Annotated in this window: 12 protein-coding genes and 1 pseudogene; 2 read left to right on the forward strand and 11 right to left on the reverse strand. The window is 42.6% G+C overall.

What is annotated here, in order from left to right:
* Positions 1-142: 142 nt before the first annotated feature.
* Positions 143-1105, forward strand: coding sequence for a hypothetical protein (locus AAA952_RS05540; RefSeq protein WP_338255145.1), 963 nt, complete (start codon positions 143-145; stop codon positions 1103-1105).
* Between the two features lie 125 nt (positions 1106-1230).
* On the opposite strand, the gene AAA952_RS05545 is transcribed toward AAA952_RS05540, so the two are convergent.
* The 7 genes from AAA952_RS05545 to AAA952_RS05575 all read right to left on the reverse strand — a co-directional run bounded on the left by AAA952_RS05545 (position 1231) and on the right by AAA952_RS05575 (position 9928).
* A complete protein-coding gene (locus AAA952_RS05545; RefSeq protein ID WP_338255148.1) occupies positions 1231-2028 on the reverse strand; it encodes a CLCA_X family protein in 798 nt (265 codons plus the stop codon).
* Positions 2029-2202: 174 nt separating this feature from the next.
* A complete protein-coding gene (locus AAA952_RS05550) occupies positions 2203-3237 on the reverse strand; it encodes a GGDEF domain-containing protein (RefSeq protein ID WP_338255151.1) in 1035 nt (344 codons plus the stop codon).
* A 187-nt stretch (positions 3238-3424) separates the two neighbouring features.
* On the reverse strand, positions 3425-5329 hold the full coding sequence (locus AAA952_RS05555) for a hybrid sensor histidine kinase/response regulator (protein WP_338255153.1): 1905 nt from the start codon (positions 5327-5329) through the stop codon (positions 3425-3427).
* Entirely contained in the window at positions 5319-5618 is a 300-nt protein-coding gene (locus AAA952_RS05560) for a hypothetical protein (protein WP_173496906.1), read from the reverse strand. Before AAA952_RS05560 ends, AAA952_RS05555 begins: the two co-directional genes overlap by 11 nt.
* Before the next feature lie 3 nt (positions 5619-5621).
* A complete protein-coding gene (locus tag AAA952_RS05565; protein WP_338255155.1) occupies positions 5622-6815 on the reverse strand; it encodes an EAL domain-containing protein in 1194 nt (397 codons plus the stop codon).
* Positions 6812-7780, reverse strand: a complete 969-nt coding sequence (locus tag AAA952_RS05570; protein ID WP_263202499.1) for a helix-turn-helix transcriptional regulator — start codon at positions 7778-7780, stop codon at positions 6812-6814. The genes AAA952_RS05565 and AAA952_RS05570 overlap by 4 nt, the downstream gene beginning before the upstream one ends.
* Positions 7781-9319: 1539 nt before the next feature.
* The gene (locus AAA952_RS05575; protein ID WP_131524740.1) at positions 9320-9928 is read right to left on the reverse strand and encodes a VF530 family DNA-binding protein; all 609 of its coding nucleotides are present in this window, start codon (positions 9926-9928) and stop codon (positions 9320-9322) included.
* Positions 9929-10603: 675 nt separating this feature from the next.
* Here AAA952_RS05575 and AAA952_RS05580 point away from each other — a divergent pair.
* Positions 10604-12214: an ABC-F family ATPase gene (locus AAA952_RS05580; protein WP_263197450.1), complete on the forward strand. Its 1611-nt coding sequence runs from the start codon at positions 10604-10606 to the stop codon at positions 12212-12214.
* A 97-nt stretch (positions 12215-12311) separates the two neighbouring features.
* On the opposite strand, the gene AAA952_RS05585 is transcribed toward AAA952_RS05580, so the two are convergent.
* The 4 genes and pseudogenes from AAA952_RS05585 to AAA952_RS05605 all read right to left on the reverse strand — a co-directional run bounded on the left by AAA952_RS05585 (position 12312) and on the right by AAA952_RS05605 (position 15401).
* A complete protein-coding gene (locus AAA952_RS05585; RefSeq protein ID WP_338255161.1) occupies positions 12312-12893 on the reverse strand; it encodes a hypothetical protein in 582 nt (193 codons plus the stop codon).
* A gap of 21 nt (positions 12894-12914) precedes the next feature.
* Positions 12915-13343 carry a hypothetical protein gene (locus AAA952_RS05590; RefSeq protein WP_168827119.1) on the reverse strand — a complete coding sequence of 143 codons (429 nt, stop codon included), beginning with the start codon at positions 13341-13343 and terminating at the stop codon, positions 12915-12917.
* A 326-nt stretch (positions 13344-13669) separates the two neighbouring features.
* Positions 13670-14731 (reverse strand): annotated as a pseudogene (locus tag AAA952_RS05595) (HNH endonuclease).
* Positions 14721-15401, reverse strand: a complete 681-nt coding sequence (locus AAA952_RS05605; RefSeq protein WP_338255170.1) for a class I SAM-dependent methyltransferase — start codon at positions 15399-15401, stop codon at positions 14721-14723. Before AAA952_RS05605 ends, AAA952_RS05595 begins: the two are co-directional and overlap by 11 nt.
* Between the last annotated feature and the right edge of the window lie 313 nt (positions 15402-15714).

The raw sequence follows: 15714 nt of genomic DNA on the forward strand, positions 1-15714 counted from the left end.
TTTATGCGCGGTATACCTAAAGCTAAACTATCCTGCGTTAAAACAGCATCCGGTAAACTTCAATGGATTAACCCTTTGGGCTCAGGGGGATAATCCATTACAATGAAGTCCATTTTGAGTTCGTAAAACAGATGTTCCGCCTATGCCTAAGTCTCACACCCACATGCATCAACATTTGCAGATGCCACATGCTAAATTAGATCTGCAAGCTCTAGCGGGCACCCTTGCCTTTGAGCAAGTGACCATTATTGGTAATGCTTCTGGCGATTGGCAACCTGCGACCACAGGTACGACATTTATTTTTAACGGTACTCAATGGGCTGAAAACAGCAATGCAAATAATCAGATAGTAAATATCGCCAACGGTGGTTTTGCTGAATCAAAATATGCTTTTGTAGTACAAGGTCATCCACAAAGTGGTCTGCTTACCCAAGCCTTGACGCAAGTTGCGATTGAATTAACGCCTCAGCTTGGTTGCTGGCCTTCATCTGGGTTAACCACAATAGTATTGATGCAGCAATTGTCTCAGCATGTGCAAGTGCAGCGGATGTCGCTGTTTCCGAGTTTATCAAGACCCAATGATTTACCGCTTGAAGACCACTTACCTTGCATGGTGCATAATTGGTTAGGCGAACGACGGATTGCCCAGGCTTTGGTACCATCGGTCGACTGGCCTGAATTTAGCTTAGCGTCCGTATTTTTACCTCGCCTATCCGCAATAAACCAAATGCAACCATGCCAAGTCGCACCTAGGATAAACGCAGGTAATCCCTTTGATTTGCTTGTGCGTTTACAAGAGTCGAGCTCATTAATCGCAGATGCACTAAATCCAGCCACACGGCAGATGCAACTTGAATGGCTAATCACACTGGCGCATACACACATCAACATTTGGCTGCAATTTGCTCACACTAGCCAGCTCATCAATGCTGAAGCTTTATTTTTCAACCACATGCCAGAATCAAAACCCAGCTATTGGTATTTAATGGATACTCAGGCATCTCAATATCTTGATGCGATTCGCCATAGTTTGGCATATTGTTGGCAAACGTTGTCGACTAAGCACGCGAGCTTGATTGGCAATGAGCCTTCAAACGGCTCGTGACCCTCCCCCAGTCCACTGCCATTCGCATTCGCATTCAAAATACCTAAGGCGAATGTCGTTTTACCTTTTACCTTGCTCTCTAGCGACGCTAAACCAACCTCTGTTCAAATGCATGACTCAAAACGTCAACACGCCCTAGTTAAGGGATTTTTACCCAATGCGATCCCCAACGGTTCAAAGTAATTGATCAGCGCCTGAAAAATCACTTGTCTGTGGGCCTCATCGGGATAAGCTCCCTCCTTTGCCATTGCTGAAAAACGGGTTCCCGACACTAAATACGGATTCGAAATATCAGTATAGGATTCAATACAGGCTTCAAATGCTCGCGCCATCATCTCCGTTGGCCGAGAGAAGTACTGCATCCCATGTTTTTTATCTAATGCAATCGCTCGGCGAACATAATCATGGGGCTCATCACCCTGTCCACTCAACAATGTCACTTTGAAGATCTCAGATAATCGAACATTTAATGGATGCTCTATGATGGGCAGATCGGATAGCCAAAGATCGCTCGCACACTGAAACCGCTTATTAGTGGGTTTGAATGATTTAGCGGCAATATAATGGTCAAACGCATGCCAAAACTCATGGGCTAAAGCACCAGCACCTGCATTTTTAGCCAATGCCAACTCTCGGGTCGCGGGTGCATAATGGGCCTGTACGCCCTTTTGACCGCCATGTCCAAAGGCCAGGCTGACGGTTTCCCGCAGCCCTAAAGTCAAAGGTGGCAATTTTAAGATAAAGGCCAGATCGGCTAGCGAATCAAACACTAAATCCGCAGCAATGCGTGATTCATCCCGCGTCACCCAGCGGCCCACACGCACATGGCTAAAACCAAAGGTTTGTTTAATATCAAGAAAAGTGACTTGCTCACCAAATCGATAATCGGGTCCATGGCGGTTATATTGCTGATTGATTAACACGGCTTACCTTGAACCCTATGCAGTGAGAGACACATTAAGCTGGCTATTTTAGGTGAAAATGCAGAGGAACAAAACGCTGCATTAAGTACAATATCAAGTTAAGAATAGGAGCCAAGCAGCGCTTACTCTTGGTTTGGTATCGCGATGCTTAGATTTCGACAACCACAGGGTTCGTTAAGCTTTAGCCGTTAATATCACATCATCCCAAACCACGACACGATTTCGCCCCGTAGTTTTAGCGTGATACAAGGCTTTATCGGCCTCGGCCACCAGCTTTTCAGCATCTGAACGGCACTGACTCCCTATCTCAATCGGTGAAGGCACAGACTGAAGCACTAAAATACCGCCGTTTTCTTCGATGGCATGATGAGTGATCACAGGTGTTAACGCACTCACTCCTGCCGAAAATTGATAGTGAAAATCGGCGACTATCGCTGAAAGATCTTCATTCGCAAGCGCTGACATCATACGCGTCACAATTTTCTGCGCGACATCGACCGACGTTTCTGGCAGTAATAGCGCAAATTCCTCACCGCCGAAGCGACCAAAGATATCGTATGGGCGCGTGCAAGCACTGATAAATTGGGTAAAATGCTGCAGTATCTTGTCACCCACTTGATGCCCATAGCGATCATTAACGAGTTTAAAATAATCGATATCCATCATGACAAGGCACAAAGGTAACTGTAGACGACTCAAGCGTTTGATTTCATGCTCTAACTGCTGGAAAAAATGCCGTCGATTGGCAATACCGGTTAATTCATCGGTGAGTGCGAGTCGATTCAACTCAGTCTGCGCATTCCTTAGGGCAAATTCGACCTGTTTTAACTGGGTAATATCGGTGCAAACAATGACCATATCGCCATTGTGATAAACCTGCTCAGAAAGTTGCAACCAGCTACCGTCGACCAGATCCACTTCAAAACGTCGAAAAGCTGATTTACGTTGATTCGCATGAATAAGTTCAAGCCATTCCTCTATGGTTTCATGATCAATTTTAGGCCCTTGCTTATGGGTAAAGGTAAAGTGCATCATGTCGTCAAAATGCCGGCCAGCCATGTCTTGATCAACAAAACCAAACATTTTCGCAAAGGTATGGTTATAAAAGATAAAATGATTGTGCTTGTCCAAAACAGCGAGGCCATTCTCGCTTAGCCGTAAGGCTTCGGTTAAAAAGGGGTAAACAGACTCAAGAGATTCTTTTTCCATCGATTATTCCTAGCAATGACGCTTTTAGAGAAGATCTCCGACATGTTTAGATTAGCAGCGTTCTACACTAATCACAGCGTCTTTGTCTTTACCCCCATATTACCGCAACGGGATTGGCTCTACCGCGATATAAATCCCACACATTCGGCAAATAAGCTTTAAAAATCAGATCCAATACTTTGATAATTTACGATTTTACGGCCAATTTACTGAGAAATATTTCAGCACTAAAAGGTTTCTGCATGAAATGTACCTCAGGGAATAATGCTAACTCAGGAATATCATCGCTATCATTAGCTGAAAGCAAAAAGAAGCGACAGTGATGCTCAATCAGGGTATCACTGGCAAGGTTTTGTAATGTTTGTTGCATCTGTTTAATAAGTTGCAAGCCATTCATATCTTGTAAACGGTAATCCACAATAACAATATGTGGCAATGAGTGAATCAACATCTTAAGTGCTTGCGCTGCGTTATCAACACTGAAGGTTTGAAAATGATAGTGCTCTAGCATGGCTTTGCAAATCTCAAGGTTAAACAGATTATCATCTATGATTAACACTTTTTGTTGATCATATTGAATCGTTAATCGTTCTTTCACCTCGGTAAGTTGGCAGGGAAAATGTAACAGCACTGTGGTGCCTTTGCCCTTTTGACTGCGCAACATAAACTTACCGCCAATTTGCTCAAGCAATCGATTACAAGTATAGAGTCCTAATCCCATGCCCGATGTTGTTGTATATGAGTTAGATGCGTGCATAAAGGGATCAACTAAAGCGCGCTGCGCTTCCTTTGACATACCCTCGCCAAAATCGCGGATCAGTACCCTAAGCATAGGACTATGGTCTTTATGGTTACGTTTAAGGCGTAAGTCCATATAACAATGCACTTCGCTACCCGTACTGTATTTAAAGGCATTATTGATAATGTTAGTCATGAGTTGGAATAACTTAGTCCCATCAAGCTCGATAAACTTCGGCAAAGACTCATTCACGACAACCTTTAAACGTTTACCCGATGTCGCACTAAAAGCACGATAGTAATCCTCAATGTTGCTCAGATATTCGTGTAAATTGACTAAATGCCGATTCAATTTTAACTGCCCAGCTTCAGCCTTACTGTAATTCAACGTATTTTCGGCAACCGAGTAAAGTAAGTTAGCTGACCAGGTCATTTTATCGATAATTTCGTCCAGTTTTTGTGGCTGTGAGCGCGCTTTTTTTAACATGCGACTGTAGCCAAGAATGGCATTGATAGGAGTGCGGATCTCATGATTTATGCTGGAAAGCACTGCTAATCTAGATCGATTATCGAGCTTTATCTGCTCTACAATATGCTGATTTTTAGACTTAAAGTACAAAAGAAAAGACAGAGTAATACCAAGAGAAGCAATCAGTAAGATAATCACGATTAGCTCGACAACCTCTTTTTGTGGCACTTGATATTCTATGCGTAAATCTACCCGGGTTTGGTATCCAGGAATATCCAAAGTTCGGCTATCTGTGTAGCTAAACATTGAAAATATGCCTGTGGAAAACTCATGGTTACAGGATGAACTTTGCAATAACGATTGTTCAAATTGATAGCTAATACATACACCCTGCTCCTGCTCAATCCGCGCTAATATCCGCTGATGAGAAATGGCATAGACTAAATAAAGCATATTAGGCCCATCGATATTAACAACCGCTAACGTGTAATCGGCAAGGCTAGCCTGAAGTTCCCCTTTACTATTCTTGACTAATTTAAGTGGCTTAAGTTCTGGCGCCATTGTCTGATCAGAGATATAGGCCAGTTCAAGTTCGGGGGTCAGTGTAAAAGCGACAGCAGATTTGATCTTCAGTAAGTCCTTAGCAAAAACCTCAAATTCCTGTGACGTTACCTCACTCGAAGCATAAAAAAACGATTTTAGCGCATCCAACATAATTTCATGTTGTAAGAACATATCCCGTGAAGAAGTAAAAACCGCTTCTGCTTTTTTATTGTAAATGGAGTCAAATTCATAACGTGAGTGGGACAAGGTTAACCACAGCACCAACAGAGTGACCCATAAGCCACTGAACATATTGATACAAGCGCTATATTTAAAGCTCATTAGCGTAATCCATTACGGCCTTTAGCAAGCTGCATAACTGATGTTCAAACTGCTCTCGCTCGCAAACATCCATGACAGACAGCATATCTTTAAGCTGCAAGTAGCGCGCAATACCCGTAAATTGATGTTTCAGGCCTTCGATACTGTCAGAGGACTCATATTGTTCTAGCCCAAGTCGCATTCGCTGTAATTCAGCAATCAGTGTCAATCGCAGTCGCGATTGCTGTTCTTGGCTGTATTGCTCAAAGAATACAGATAAGGCCTTGGGTAACTCAGTATTAGCATTCATACATTAGGCACTCCTATTATATTGAGCAATCCAATCAATAAGATAACGACCTTCAATCGGGGGGCTGTACAAATAACCTTGGGCAACATCACATCCCAACTCAGAGAGAATTAACTCTATTGCACTTGTCTCAACGCCTTCTGCAACCACCTTTACGTGCATCTTTTGCGCAAGCGCGATGGTGGACTCTACGATGAGATAATGTTGATGATTGATATCCATATCGGAGACAAAACTTTTATCAATTTTGATCTCTTTAAAGGGAATGGCATCAAGACGATCATAGGTAGAATAACTTTTACCGAAATCATCGAGGGAAATATCAATATTATTGATGATCAGCCGTGCAATTGAATTAAGTACTCTATCTTGGTTAATGATTTCCTGTGATTCGGTGAGCTCTAAAATCAAATGGATTTGTTTATACTCACGACCACATTCGATGATGTACTCAATGAGTTCATCACAGGTCAAATCATCTGCGGTAATGTTAATCGACAGGGCAAACGCCATTAATAACGGTTGGCGCGACCAACATTGCAATGCTTGGGAAATAACCATCCGCGAAAACAAGCTATTTAGCCCCTGCTGATTCACCAGTGGCAAAAAAACGTCGGGATAAATATAGCCATTGGATTGATCGCAAAGCCGCGAAAGCACTTCAAAACCGATGATATCCTTTGTTTTAAGGTTAATCTTAGGTTGATAACACAAAATTAATTGTTCATTTTTGAGCAATTGCCGCACATTGATATTCGCCGCCATGTCTTGCACGATAGACTCATCTTGATGGACACGGTTTCTATCGTCGGAGGCGTCTAGCAATGGCGTTAAAATGTCATTCACATTGATAGGTTTAGCAAATACGCCAAGCAAGTTGAGTTTCAAACCCGTGATAATGCTATCCACCAGTTCTAAAGTCCGTTTATCCGAGGAGCTTATCACCGCAATCGGAATGGCTGTAAATCGGGGCTCGGAGGCCAACATATTAATCACCGCAATACCGTCACCTTGATCCATTTTTAAATCTAAAATGACTAAATCAAGTTTTGCTTCTACAGCTAAGATCAGTTCAATTCCTTGATTACCATTACTGGCTTCATAGATCTCCACATTGTCCTCTGCTAAGTACTTATGGATATCAGCTTTCATGGTTTCTCTAATAAAGCGTTGATCATCTATGATGAGAATATTCATATATTGGTCTCTAACTGCATAAAGAAAATGGGATCGATCGTCTGGGATTTGGATGTAGGGATAACAGAAAGCTTGAGTAAATTACGATTCGCCATGACTTCTGTGCGACTGGAGAAAAACGAATAGTTTTTGACTGGTTTGAAGCCGCCTTCTATCGTTCTTACTTTAAATATGGGCAACTTAAATTGCGTCAATTTTCGTTTTAGTGACTCATCGCAGATATTAAAACTCAAAAACTTAAGTGAGCGACTCGTGGCTAATTCATTGAGATAAACAGACATCATATAATTTTCAATATAAGGCGTTACGCCAAAGGAGGAGAACACCATTAAGGTATCTGGCAAAGCTTGACTGTTATGGTTAATGACCTCAAACAAGTCCACCTCATCATTCATAAATTCGAGGGCAATTTTGCCTTGAGTGCGGCAGAATAGACTGTGTCCAATGATTTGATCGCCAAAGCTAAAAGCCACCACCAATGAGAGTCCACGAAAAAAAGGTTGAGACAACTTACGGCTCACAAAGGATAAACGCGGGTTACTTTCATAAACCAAGCTAAGTTGCAGCAGGGTCATAAAGTTTTGATGGTGGCTTTCGATAAACTCGACACGATAAGGAGTATTACGGTAGTACGGATGATCACTGCGTTCTATGGTCGATTCAAAAAGGTTAATTAACGCTAAACCTTCGTTGATGAATTTTTTGTCCTCCCGATAAATATCAAACAGTTCAGAGCCAAATATTTCAACGATTTCAGACTGTTTAGCTAGGGATGGAATGTTAACTCCCCGCTCCCAACGGCTAATAGTGATGGAATCTAACATATCGAACAGGCAGCTTTTTTGCCTGAGCAGACTACATAAATCTTCTTGAGATAAATTATTCTCAGTTCTGGTGTGTTTTAAGAAATTGGAGAATGTCTGTGCACTTGTTTTGCTTTGATAGGAGATAGGTGTACAAATCATATCGCGTTCCATCTGAATTTTTTATTTTATCTAGCAGCTCCATATACGTCTTATGGTCGATGTCATCTACTGGCTCTGGATGTCTAAATGTAAAAGTAATCCAAATGCGTTGAAGTTTCTCGATGAAATAAAGTCCAGTGATTTTTTCGTCACTCATCACTCAGTTCCTCCATCTCAGCCTTTTATTCACCACGTTTTTTTGCAATAGGAAAACGAGTATAAATGCCATTGTTTATCTGAGACCATGGCACAGTCAAAAAAGCGATGGAAAAAAGTGTCTAGTTATTCGTTCGGTTAAATCATTGCATCATAGATAAAACCGCAATCAACAGAACCCCCTATAAAACCGCATAAAATATAAGATTCACCAGCAAAGGCCATAAAACGCCAAATTGATTATTTATGCATTAAATATTCAAAATATGGGATATGGCGTCGGGATTACTCTCACTGATCTGCGCTTTCCCTGCATGGTTATTCACATTTGGAATAGGCAAACCGCGGCAGTATCAGCTTAGAGATATAAGTAGGATAGTTTTTAATGGCTTATGGCTTAAGCAAGCCAACTGCGAAAATAAGTGGGTAATTGGCCAGTCCAGCGTTTAAAGGAACGCCTATAATCACTGGCGTCGCAGAAGGATAAAGAAGTGGCAATACTGTGAGCATCTTGCGCAGGTGTCGCCAAGTTATAGCGTGCTTTGATTAAACGGGTCTCATCAGCAAGTATCAGCGAGTTGGGCAAAGTTTAAATCCATCTCGGCCAAACACCGTTTTAAGGTGGCTGGGCTCATTGTCAGTTTTTCCGCTATGTCAGGCAAACTTAAGTTATCCCGCATTAGACACAAAAGAATACCAACCACTAAGCCTAACCGCAGTTCGCATATAGTAGTGATTGAAATATCCCTTGGCGCGGAATGACGGCAGCGCCGAAACCTATGGTTTGGCCATTACACATCAGCCAGTCGGCAGCGGCGTTTGGCAACAGGGAATGCTGGTGGAGCAAGACGGCTAAAACTACTTACCCAATGATAATCAAACATTTAAATGGTTACCTTGGAGCTGTATCGTCAAACACCTTGACGTTAACTCTGGGCATTTAGCAGACTAAGATGAACAAAGGTATAGAATATAAAGCACAGGTGTTAGAGAAGGCGCTGGTATTGGTCGTAAACATGAGCAACCGGCACCATCTGATTGCAAATTGATGAATTAACTGGTTATGCACATGATATGCAAATCTAAAACTATAATCCCCGATATTTTTCTCACCTTAATGCAATAAAGTGAATAGTTAATCATAAAAAAGAGGTTAGCTGTATTCAACAACTAACCTCTTCTCTTTAAATCAGGCGATAAATCAGATGTTCTATCATACAACCAGAGCCATGACTTCAAAACGACTCTTACAAAAGCTAACTCATACCAGAGCTAATTTTTTACGGGTACGAAAATAGCAAGTTGAGGCTCGTCACTGTAAATCACGAATGTAAAACTAACGCCTGTGAAAAACCATACCCACTCAATTCGGCAGACATGGGATTAGCCGCGTTTAGTGCCCCACGGATCGTTGTCATCCGTCGATGGGCTTGGTCCGGAACGCTCAGCCATTCTTGAATCGTTTCTTGGCTCGTTTCGGGGTTCGCTGCGGCGCTGTGAGTTGCTATTCGATGAAGCATATCCAGAGCCGGTGCCACGTCCACCCGTAGGTTTTTTGCCTGAGCTTTTACCTGAACCATTACCAAAGCTCTTACCTGAGCCATAACCAGAGTTAGGACGTTTATTACCCGCTTCGTACTCGGCGCTGGCTTGTGCCTGCATTTTAGCGATAGATTCTATGGTGAGTTCCATCGGTTTACGCGGCGCGATACCTGAGGCAAAACCTCGTTCGCGTGGCTTAAGATCAAACTGCTCACCGACGGCTTTAGGCATACGCTTGAATCGATACAGGTAAAAGTTTTCCACTTTCTCCCGCGCCCACTCAGTCTTCTTGAGGAAAATAATACAGGCCTCAATGGTCGGGTTGGTGTTAAAGCAACCTAGCTTTAATGCCGCGTATAAAATTTTCCAGCCATAAAAATCGACTAACTCAGTGATCATTGTCTCGAGTTTGAGGCCGTGTAACGGGTTGTTCTGTTGCTCTTCAATCATGGGAATTCCAAGTTCAGCCCTATTGGCTGATTTTACTGTATTAGTTTACGGTTTTGAGTTGTTAAACGAGTGACTCAATTCGCTACTAAAATTCGCGATTAGAGAAATCACTCAAGTTATGAAGTCATGAGCCACTGACGTTGTTACGGCAATAGCATAGGGCGTTAAGCCTTGTTACTCGTGATGCTTAGATCTTAAATCTTAAGGACCTGAAGCCTCCAAACTGAGCCATTAAATATTAGCCGTAAAATCTGCTGCTCGACAAAACTGCGGGAATAATAACGGTAAATAAGCTAAACGCCTTCTTTTATTTGCGCTAGCGAGGTTTGGCATCGGCTTTAGGGCAAAGAAAATACGCCGCAGCCGACGGTTTTAATCTGCATATCCGCGATATCACGCTAACAGGTATGAACTCAGCATCAAGCTCAAACCCGTTTCTAAATTTTACCTATGATCCGCTGATGCCTTGGGTCAACCTCAAAATAAACGCAACTGAAACGGCTCGATTTATAGCTGCGCATCACATCCTTGCTCGCATCTTTAGCCCTTAGTCTGTATACTCCGCGACCTTATTATCCCAACTTTAATGTTTTGGCTTAGAGTGGGTGAAGCGCATGTTTCATTTTGAGGCTTGTTTGTCACAATCCCCGTTAGCAAATACCTAGGAAAGCTCCTTTGATCTCTACCGCGAACATCACGATGCAGTTTGGCCCTGAGCCATTGTTTGAAAACATTTCAGCGAAATTTGGCAATGGTCACCGCTATGGTTTGATCGGCGCGAATGGCTGTGGCAAATCGACCTTTATGAAGATCCTCAGCGGAGCGTTAGCGCCAACCTCTGGCAATGTGTCCATCACGCCCGGCTTAAAAGTCGGTACCCTAAGCCAAGATCAGTTCGCGTTTGAACAATACAGTGTGATCGATGCGGTGATCATGGGGGATGTAGCCCTGTGGAAAGTCAAACAGGAACGCGATGCAATTTACGCCAATCCGAATATGACTGAAGAAGATGGCATGCGTGTTGGCGATCTTGAAAGTGAATTTGCCGAAATGGATGGCTACAGCGCAGAAAGCCGCGCCGGTGAAATCCTGCTCGAAGCGGGTATTGAAGAATCTTTCCATTACGGCCTAATGCAGCAAGTCGCACCGGGTTGGAAACTGCGGGTACTGTTGGCACAAGCACTATTTGCCAACCCAGATATTTTGCTGCTCGACGAACCAACCAACAACTTGGACATACATACCATTAGCTGGTTAGAAGCCGAGTTGAACAAACGCAAATGCACCATGATCATTATTTCCCATGATAGGCATTTCTTGAATGCCGTATGTACCCACATGGCCGATATCGATTACGGCGAACTGCGCATTTACCCTGGTAACTACGAATACTTCCTTGCACAATCGTCTTTGCTCCGTGAACAATTATTATCGGGTAACGCCAAGAAGAGTGCTGAAATCGAAGAACTGCAAGACTTCGTCAACCGCTTCGGTGCCAACGCATCTAAGGCAAAACAAGCCAGCTCGCGCGCGAAAAAAATGGACAAGATCAAGCTTGATGAAGTGAAATCATCAAGCCGTATTCACCCTTCTATTCGTTTCGATGCCGGCAAGAAAATGCATCGCCAAGCACTGATCCTCGAAGATTTGGCCCACGGGTTTGATGGTGAGCTGCTATTCGAAGGCGGCGACTTAATCCTCGAAGCCGGTGCAAAATTAGCGATTATCGGCGAAAACGGCGTGGGTAAAACCACTTTCCTACGTTGCTTAGTCAATGATTTAGAACATAATAAAGGCGTGATCAAGTGGTCAGAAAACGCATCAATCGGCTACTGTCCACAAGACAGCAGTGACGAATTTGATAATGACTACACGTTAATGGATTGGATGTCACAGTGGCGCCAACCTAAGCACAACGATCTTATGGTACGCGCCATGTTAGGCCGTCTGCTGTTCACCGAAGATGACGCGAACAAGAAAGCCCGTAACTGTTCAGGTGGTGAGAAAAACCGCTTGTTATTCGGTAAGTTAATGATGCAAGACATCAATGTGCTAATCATGGACGAACCGACTAACCACATGGACATGGAAGCCATCGAAGCACTCAATAATGCGTTGAAAGACTTTGAAGGCACTTTGATATTCGTCAGTCATGACCGTGAGTTTGTATCGTCACTCGCAACACGTATCATTGATATTAAAGATAAAAAAGTGATTAACTTCCAAGGTACTTTCGATGAGTACCTTTCAAGCCAAGCTGAAATGGAAGCGAGAAAGAGCGCGTAATGTTATTCGGCTAACTTACGCCGATTAACCCAGCGTTATCGCATTAAAAAGTCGTCATTGGTTATTCTGTGACGACTTTTTGTTGGGCTAAATCTGACTAGTTACTCATTAGCTTATTAATTTTTTTAACCAATATCTCACGATTTTTAGCCAGTTTAAAAATTGTCGGCAAATGTCGAATGACTATCGGCTCAGACTCGAATACCGCATCGCGATCTTTGGCCTGAATGTAATCACGGATCTGAAGCATCATCTGTTTATTAAATGCCCAAAGTGAATGACCTTTAAACTCAAGGGAATAAAATGCGTCATTGGGCCATTCAAGTCGATGTTTCTGTTTTGCCATACACTGATAACAACAAATAAGACCAAGATCTGTACCATCTGTAAAAGCACTGTTTGCCCTATGTTCCCAAGTCGAAGTACCTTGGTATTTTTCTGGCAATTTTTCCCGCCAAGAAGCATCCAATAGCGGAGGGAAAAACAGCACACCTGGCCATTTATGGGCAAACCTTTGATTAAACTGCTTGATCTCAAACTGCCTATCCTCAAATAAATGCACATCTTTTTTCTCTAAACGAAAAACATGGGCAAAGGTAAAAGTGGCGCAGCCAGTACAATGGGGGCAAGTAACCTCAACTCCGTTTGGCAGGCTAAAAAACTCATAAAATCCTGTCATTGATACGATATTCCAAATGATTTAGAGACTAATTTGGAGCTCATCAATTTTCCAACCACCTTCATTTATCATGCTAATTCTTTGTTTTTCATTCGCCTCCGATGCGTTACCACAGAGATCTTTTTGTGCATATTCAAGGACGGCCGTATCCCCTTCTATCACCTGCGACACTAAGGTGAGTGCTTTGCACTTGGCTGTCGCTTTTGAAAATGAAAGATAAGATGCGATCACTTCATCGCGGGACAGCTTCATCTGCTGCATATACTGTGGGAACTTAGACTCAACATCCGCTTGCTTACGTTGGGTATAGTAAGCCTTGTCCTCTTGATAACTCATCCCCTGCTGTACCTTAGTATTGTACTCGTCATAGACTTCGCTCGGCGATTTAGGCGTTGTACAACCTATCAGCACAAGCACAGATATGGGCAGTAAGAAAATCGATTTCATCATCAAACCTCCAAAACTAGACATGTATTATCAATATATTCCATGGTGCATTCATCTGCTTGTTGTCACTGAACGAGTGCGCCATATATGTCCACCAAATACTCCTTATTTTCTTTGAAATCAATTACCTTATCAGGAAGTAAACCTTTACTATCAACAGGTAACAAAATCAATGAAGATAAAATGTAATGCCACCAAGATAACATGTAAATAGTTCATCGATTACTTTAGCTTGGCAGCGTTGCTCATTCAATTGCAGCACAGTTGCTTTAAGGTCACTCGACCTTGACGAGTGCTAAAAATAAGTGCCATAAAACTGTGAGCATGCTCTAAATTGCTGTACTTGATAAGTCATTATCTATCACGTTAAAAGGCACAAAGGTCTTTTTATCGAGCCAGAGAAGCGAGCGATTTTCTCCTGCAAGCTGATAAGCCCACGTCGTAATGGCTTCAGAGCGATCACTCTCACAGACGAAATATCGATTGAGTTCAGAGTGTAACGTTTGGCCATGCTGGATAATATTTTGCTCATACCAGTTATCTTTATGGTGCTGAGCGGCAAGATGATCGCGTTTTTGATTATTACAACTGCTATGTGCGAGGACAAAATTATGGCCTAAATCATTAGGATATCGTGCCCAAGGGATAAAATGATCCACTTCGCCTGTTTCTTTTAATGATTTTTGGCAATAGAAGCATTGGCCTTTTTGTATATCACGCAGTACAGGTCTAGCATAGGTGATCGTCTGTCTGTCGCTACCAAACAGAAACTCACTTAAATTGCCTTTACTGCCTATAATGACCTGATTTGCTGGAAAATCGGCGATTTTTTGTACCCATTGAGTACGAGCCAATGACACCACTAAATCGTGAAATCGCCTGAAGCAAAATGCGATCCCCGGATTCAACTCGATGTAATTTTTCGTTTTATCATGGGGATAAAGGAAACATTCTTCATTACGTGACAAGTTTTGTAAGCGCCATAAGGGGCCATCTTTAAACGTACCGCGCGTTTTACGCAATAAAGCTGGATAACTAAGATGCGCTTTTAACTGGGATAGACTGTTAACACCTTGATGGCGTAGTTCAATCAAACTGTTGATCAAGGCTGATTGCTTTCCACTATTTTAGATCAGGACAAAATACCCATCATTGGCACCAAAAGGCAAAGAGTGTTGCCAGTAAAGTTCAATAAACTTCTCTACCAAATCATCAATACTAATCGCGGTTTTCAGCGCAGGATCGGCATTGAGTATTAATGGCCGTTCGATACAGATATCGGCGATCGCATGCAGTAAGGCAAATTTGTAAGTTGCAACGAAATCCCCTTCAACTAATAGACGTTGTAAATAGCTAATAAATTCAACTTGTCTTCTCGCATCAATCGGCATTCAGTCGCTCCTGAATAATAACGCTTGCTTCAGGTGCATTTACGTTTGGCATCAGTTTGGGTGTGAAAACTAGCGTCTGCCAATGCACTTGTGAGCGACCGAGTTTATCGGTTTCATCTTGGCTCAAATCTAAAAGTTGTAGCTGACAATCTGCAGCCAGTGTGAGCAGTTCATCGACACTGACTGGGTGCATAACGCGCGCATCGGGGCTTGGGCCATGGCGCAAACTGATGATTAAAAGTCCAGTCGAATTGAGTAAGCGCGAAAGTGTTGCTAGTGCAAGTGGGCGCTCTGAGGAAGATAAATGCATCCACACAGCGCTGAGTAAAATCAGATCAAACTGTTGCGCTAGGCCAACCACTTTTTGCAACTGAGGTAAACTATCCTCAATCCAACGCACGGATAGATCCCGAGTTAACACCTGCCCCATTTTTGCTAAAACAATCGCAGGTTCGACTGCAATAATTTGTGTCTCTTTGCCCTGTGCTTTTTCGGCTAAATAATACACATCCCGGCCAGAACCTGCTCCCACATCCAATATCGACAATGTATTTTTGGTGAGTAGAGGCAAAAGATGATGCAACCAACTCGAATGCACTTCTTCAAAGGTTTTAGACAAATACTGTGCCGCGAGTATTTCGGCGTGGTCATTATAAAACACTGTGATCACTGACAACGATCCTTTTGCAACAAGTGATTGTTTTTACAGACGCTAACTTATCACAGTCGTATTTGATTAAAAATACATGTCATCATTATCATGCTGTTTTACATAAAATATTTAGCATTATGCCGCTCGTGATCACTGTGCTGATTTCAGCTATTCGACCCAAAATTCTTATCAATACCTATGCAATCTCAGCATTTCCCCGTCGTTTTTGTCGCAGTGGTTTACACTCTATGAGTGAGTGTAAAGATAAGTGCAATTGATTGAATCTGTTACATGCTTCTCCAGAGCAGTTTCCATTTCAGTGTCGGAGTGA

The organism is Shewanella sp. M-Br, from assembly GCF_036245925.1.
Taxonomy (GTDB): domain Bacteria; phylum Pseudomonadota; class Gammaproteobacteria; order Enterobacterales; family Shewanellaceae; genus Shewanella; species Shewanella oncorhynchi.

Excerpts from the sequence above, each read along its gene's own strand:
- AAA952_RS05570 (WP_263202499.1), bottom strand. The coding sequence starts at position 7,780 with ATGATTTGTACACCTATCTCCTATCAAAGCAAAACAAGTGCACAGACA.
- AAA952_RS05575 (WP_131524740.1), bottom strand. The coding sequence starts at position 9,928 with ATGATTGAAGAGCAACAGAACAACCCGTTACACGGCCTCAAACTCGAG.
- AAA952_RS05565 (WP_338255155.1), bottom strand. The coding sequence starts at position 6,815 with ATGAATATTCTCATCATAGATGATCAACGCTTTATTAGAGAAACCATG.
- AAA952_RS05585 (WP_338255161.1), bottom strand. The coding sequence starts at position 12,893 with ATGACAGGATTTTATGAGTTTTTTAGCCTGCCAAACGGAGTTGAGGTT.
- AAA952_RS05560 (WP_173496906.1), bottom strand. The coding sequence starts at position 5,618 with ATGAATGCTAATACTGAGTTACCCAAGGCCTTATCTGTATTCTTTGAG.
- AAA952_RS05555 (WP_338255153.1), bottom strand. The coding sequence starts at position 5,329 with ATGAGCTTTAAATATAGCGCTTGTATCAATATGTTCAGTGGCTTATGG.
- AAA952_RS05550 (WP_338255151.1), bottom strand. The coding sequence starts at position 3,237 with ATGGAAAAAGAATCTCTTGAGTCTGTTTACCCCTTTTTAACCGAAGCC.
- AAA952_RS05590 (WP_168827119.1), bottom strand. The coding sequence starts at position 13,343 with ATGATGAAATCGATTTTCTTACTGCCCATATCTGTGCTTGTGCTGATA.
- AAA952_RS05540 (WP_338255145.1), top strand. The coding sequence starts at position 143 with ATGCCTAAGTCTCACACCCACATGCATCAACATTTGCAGATGCCACAT.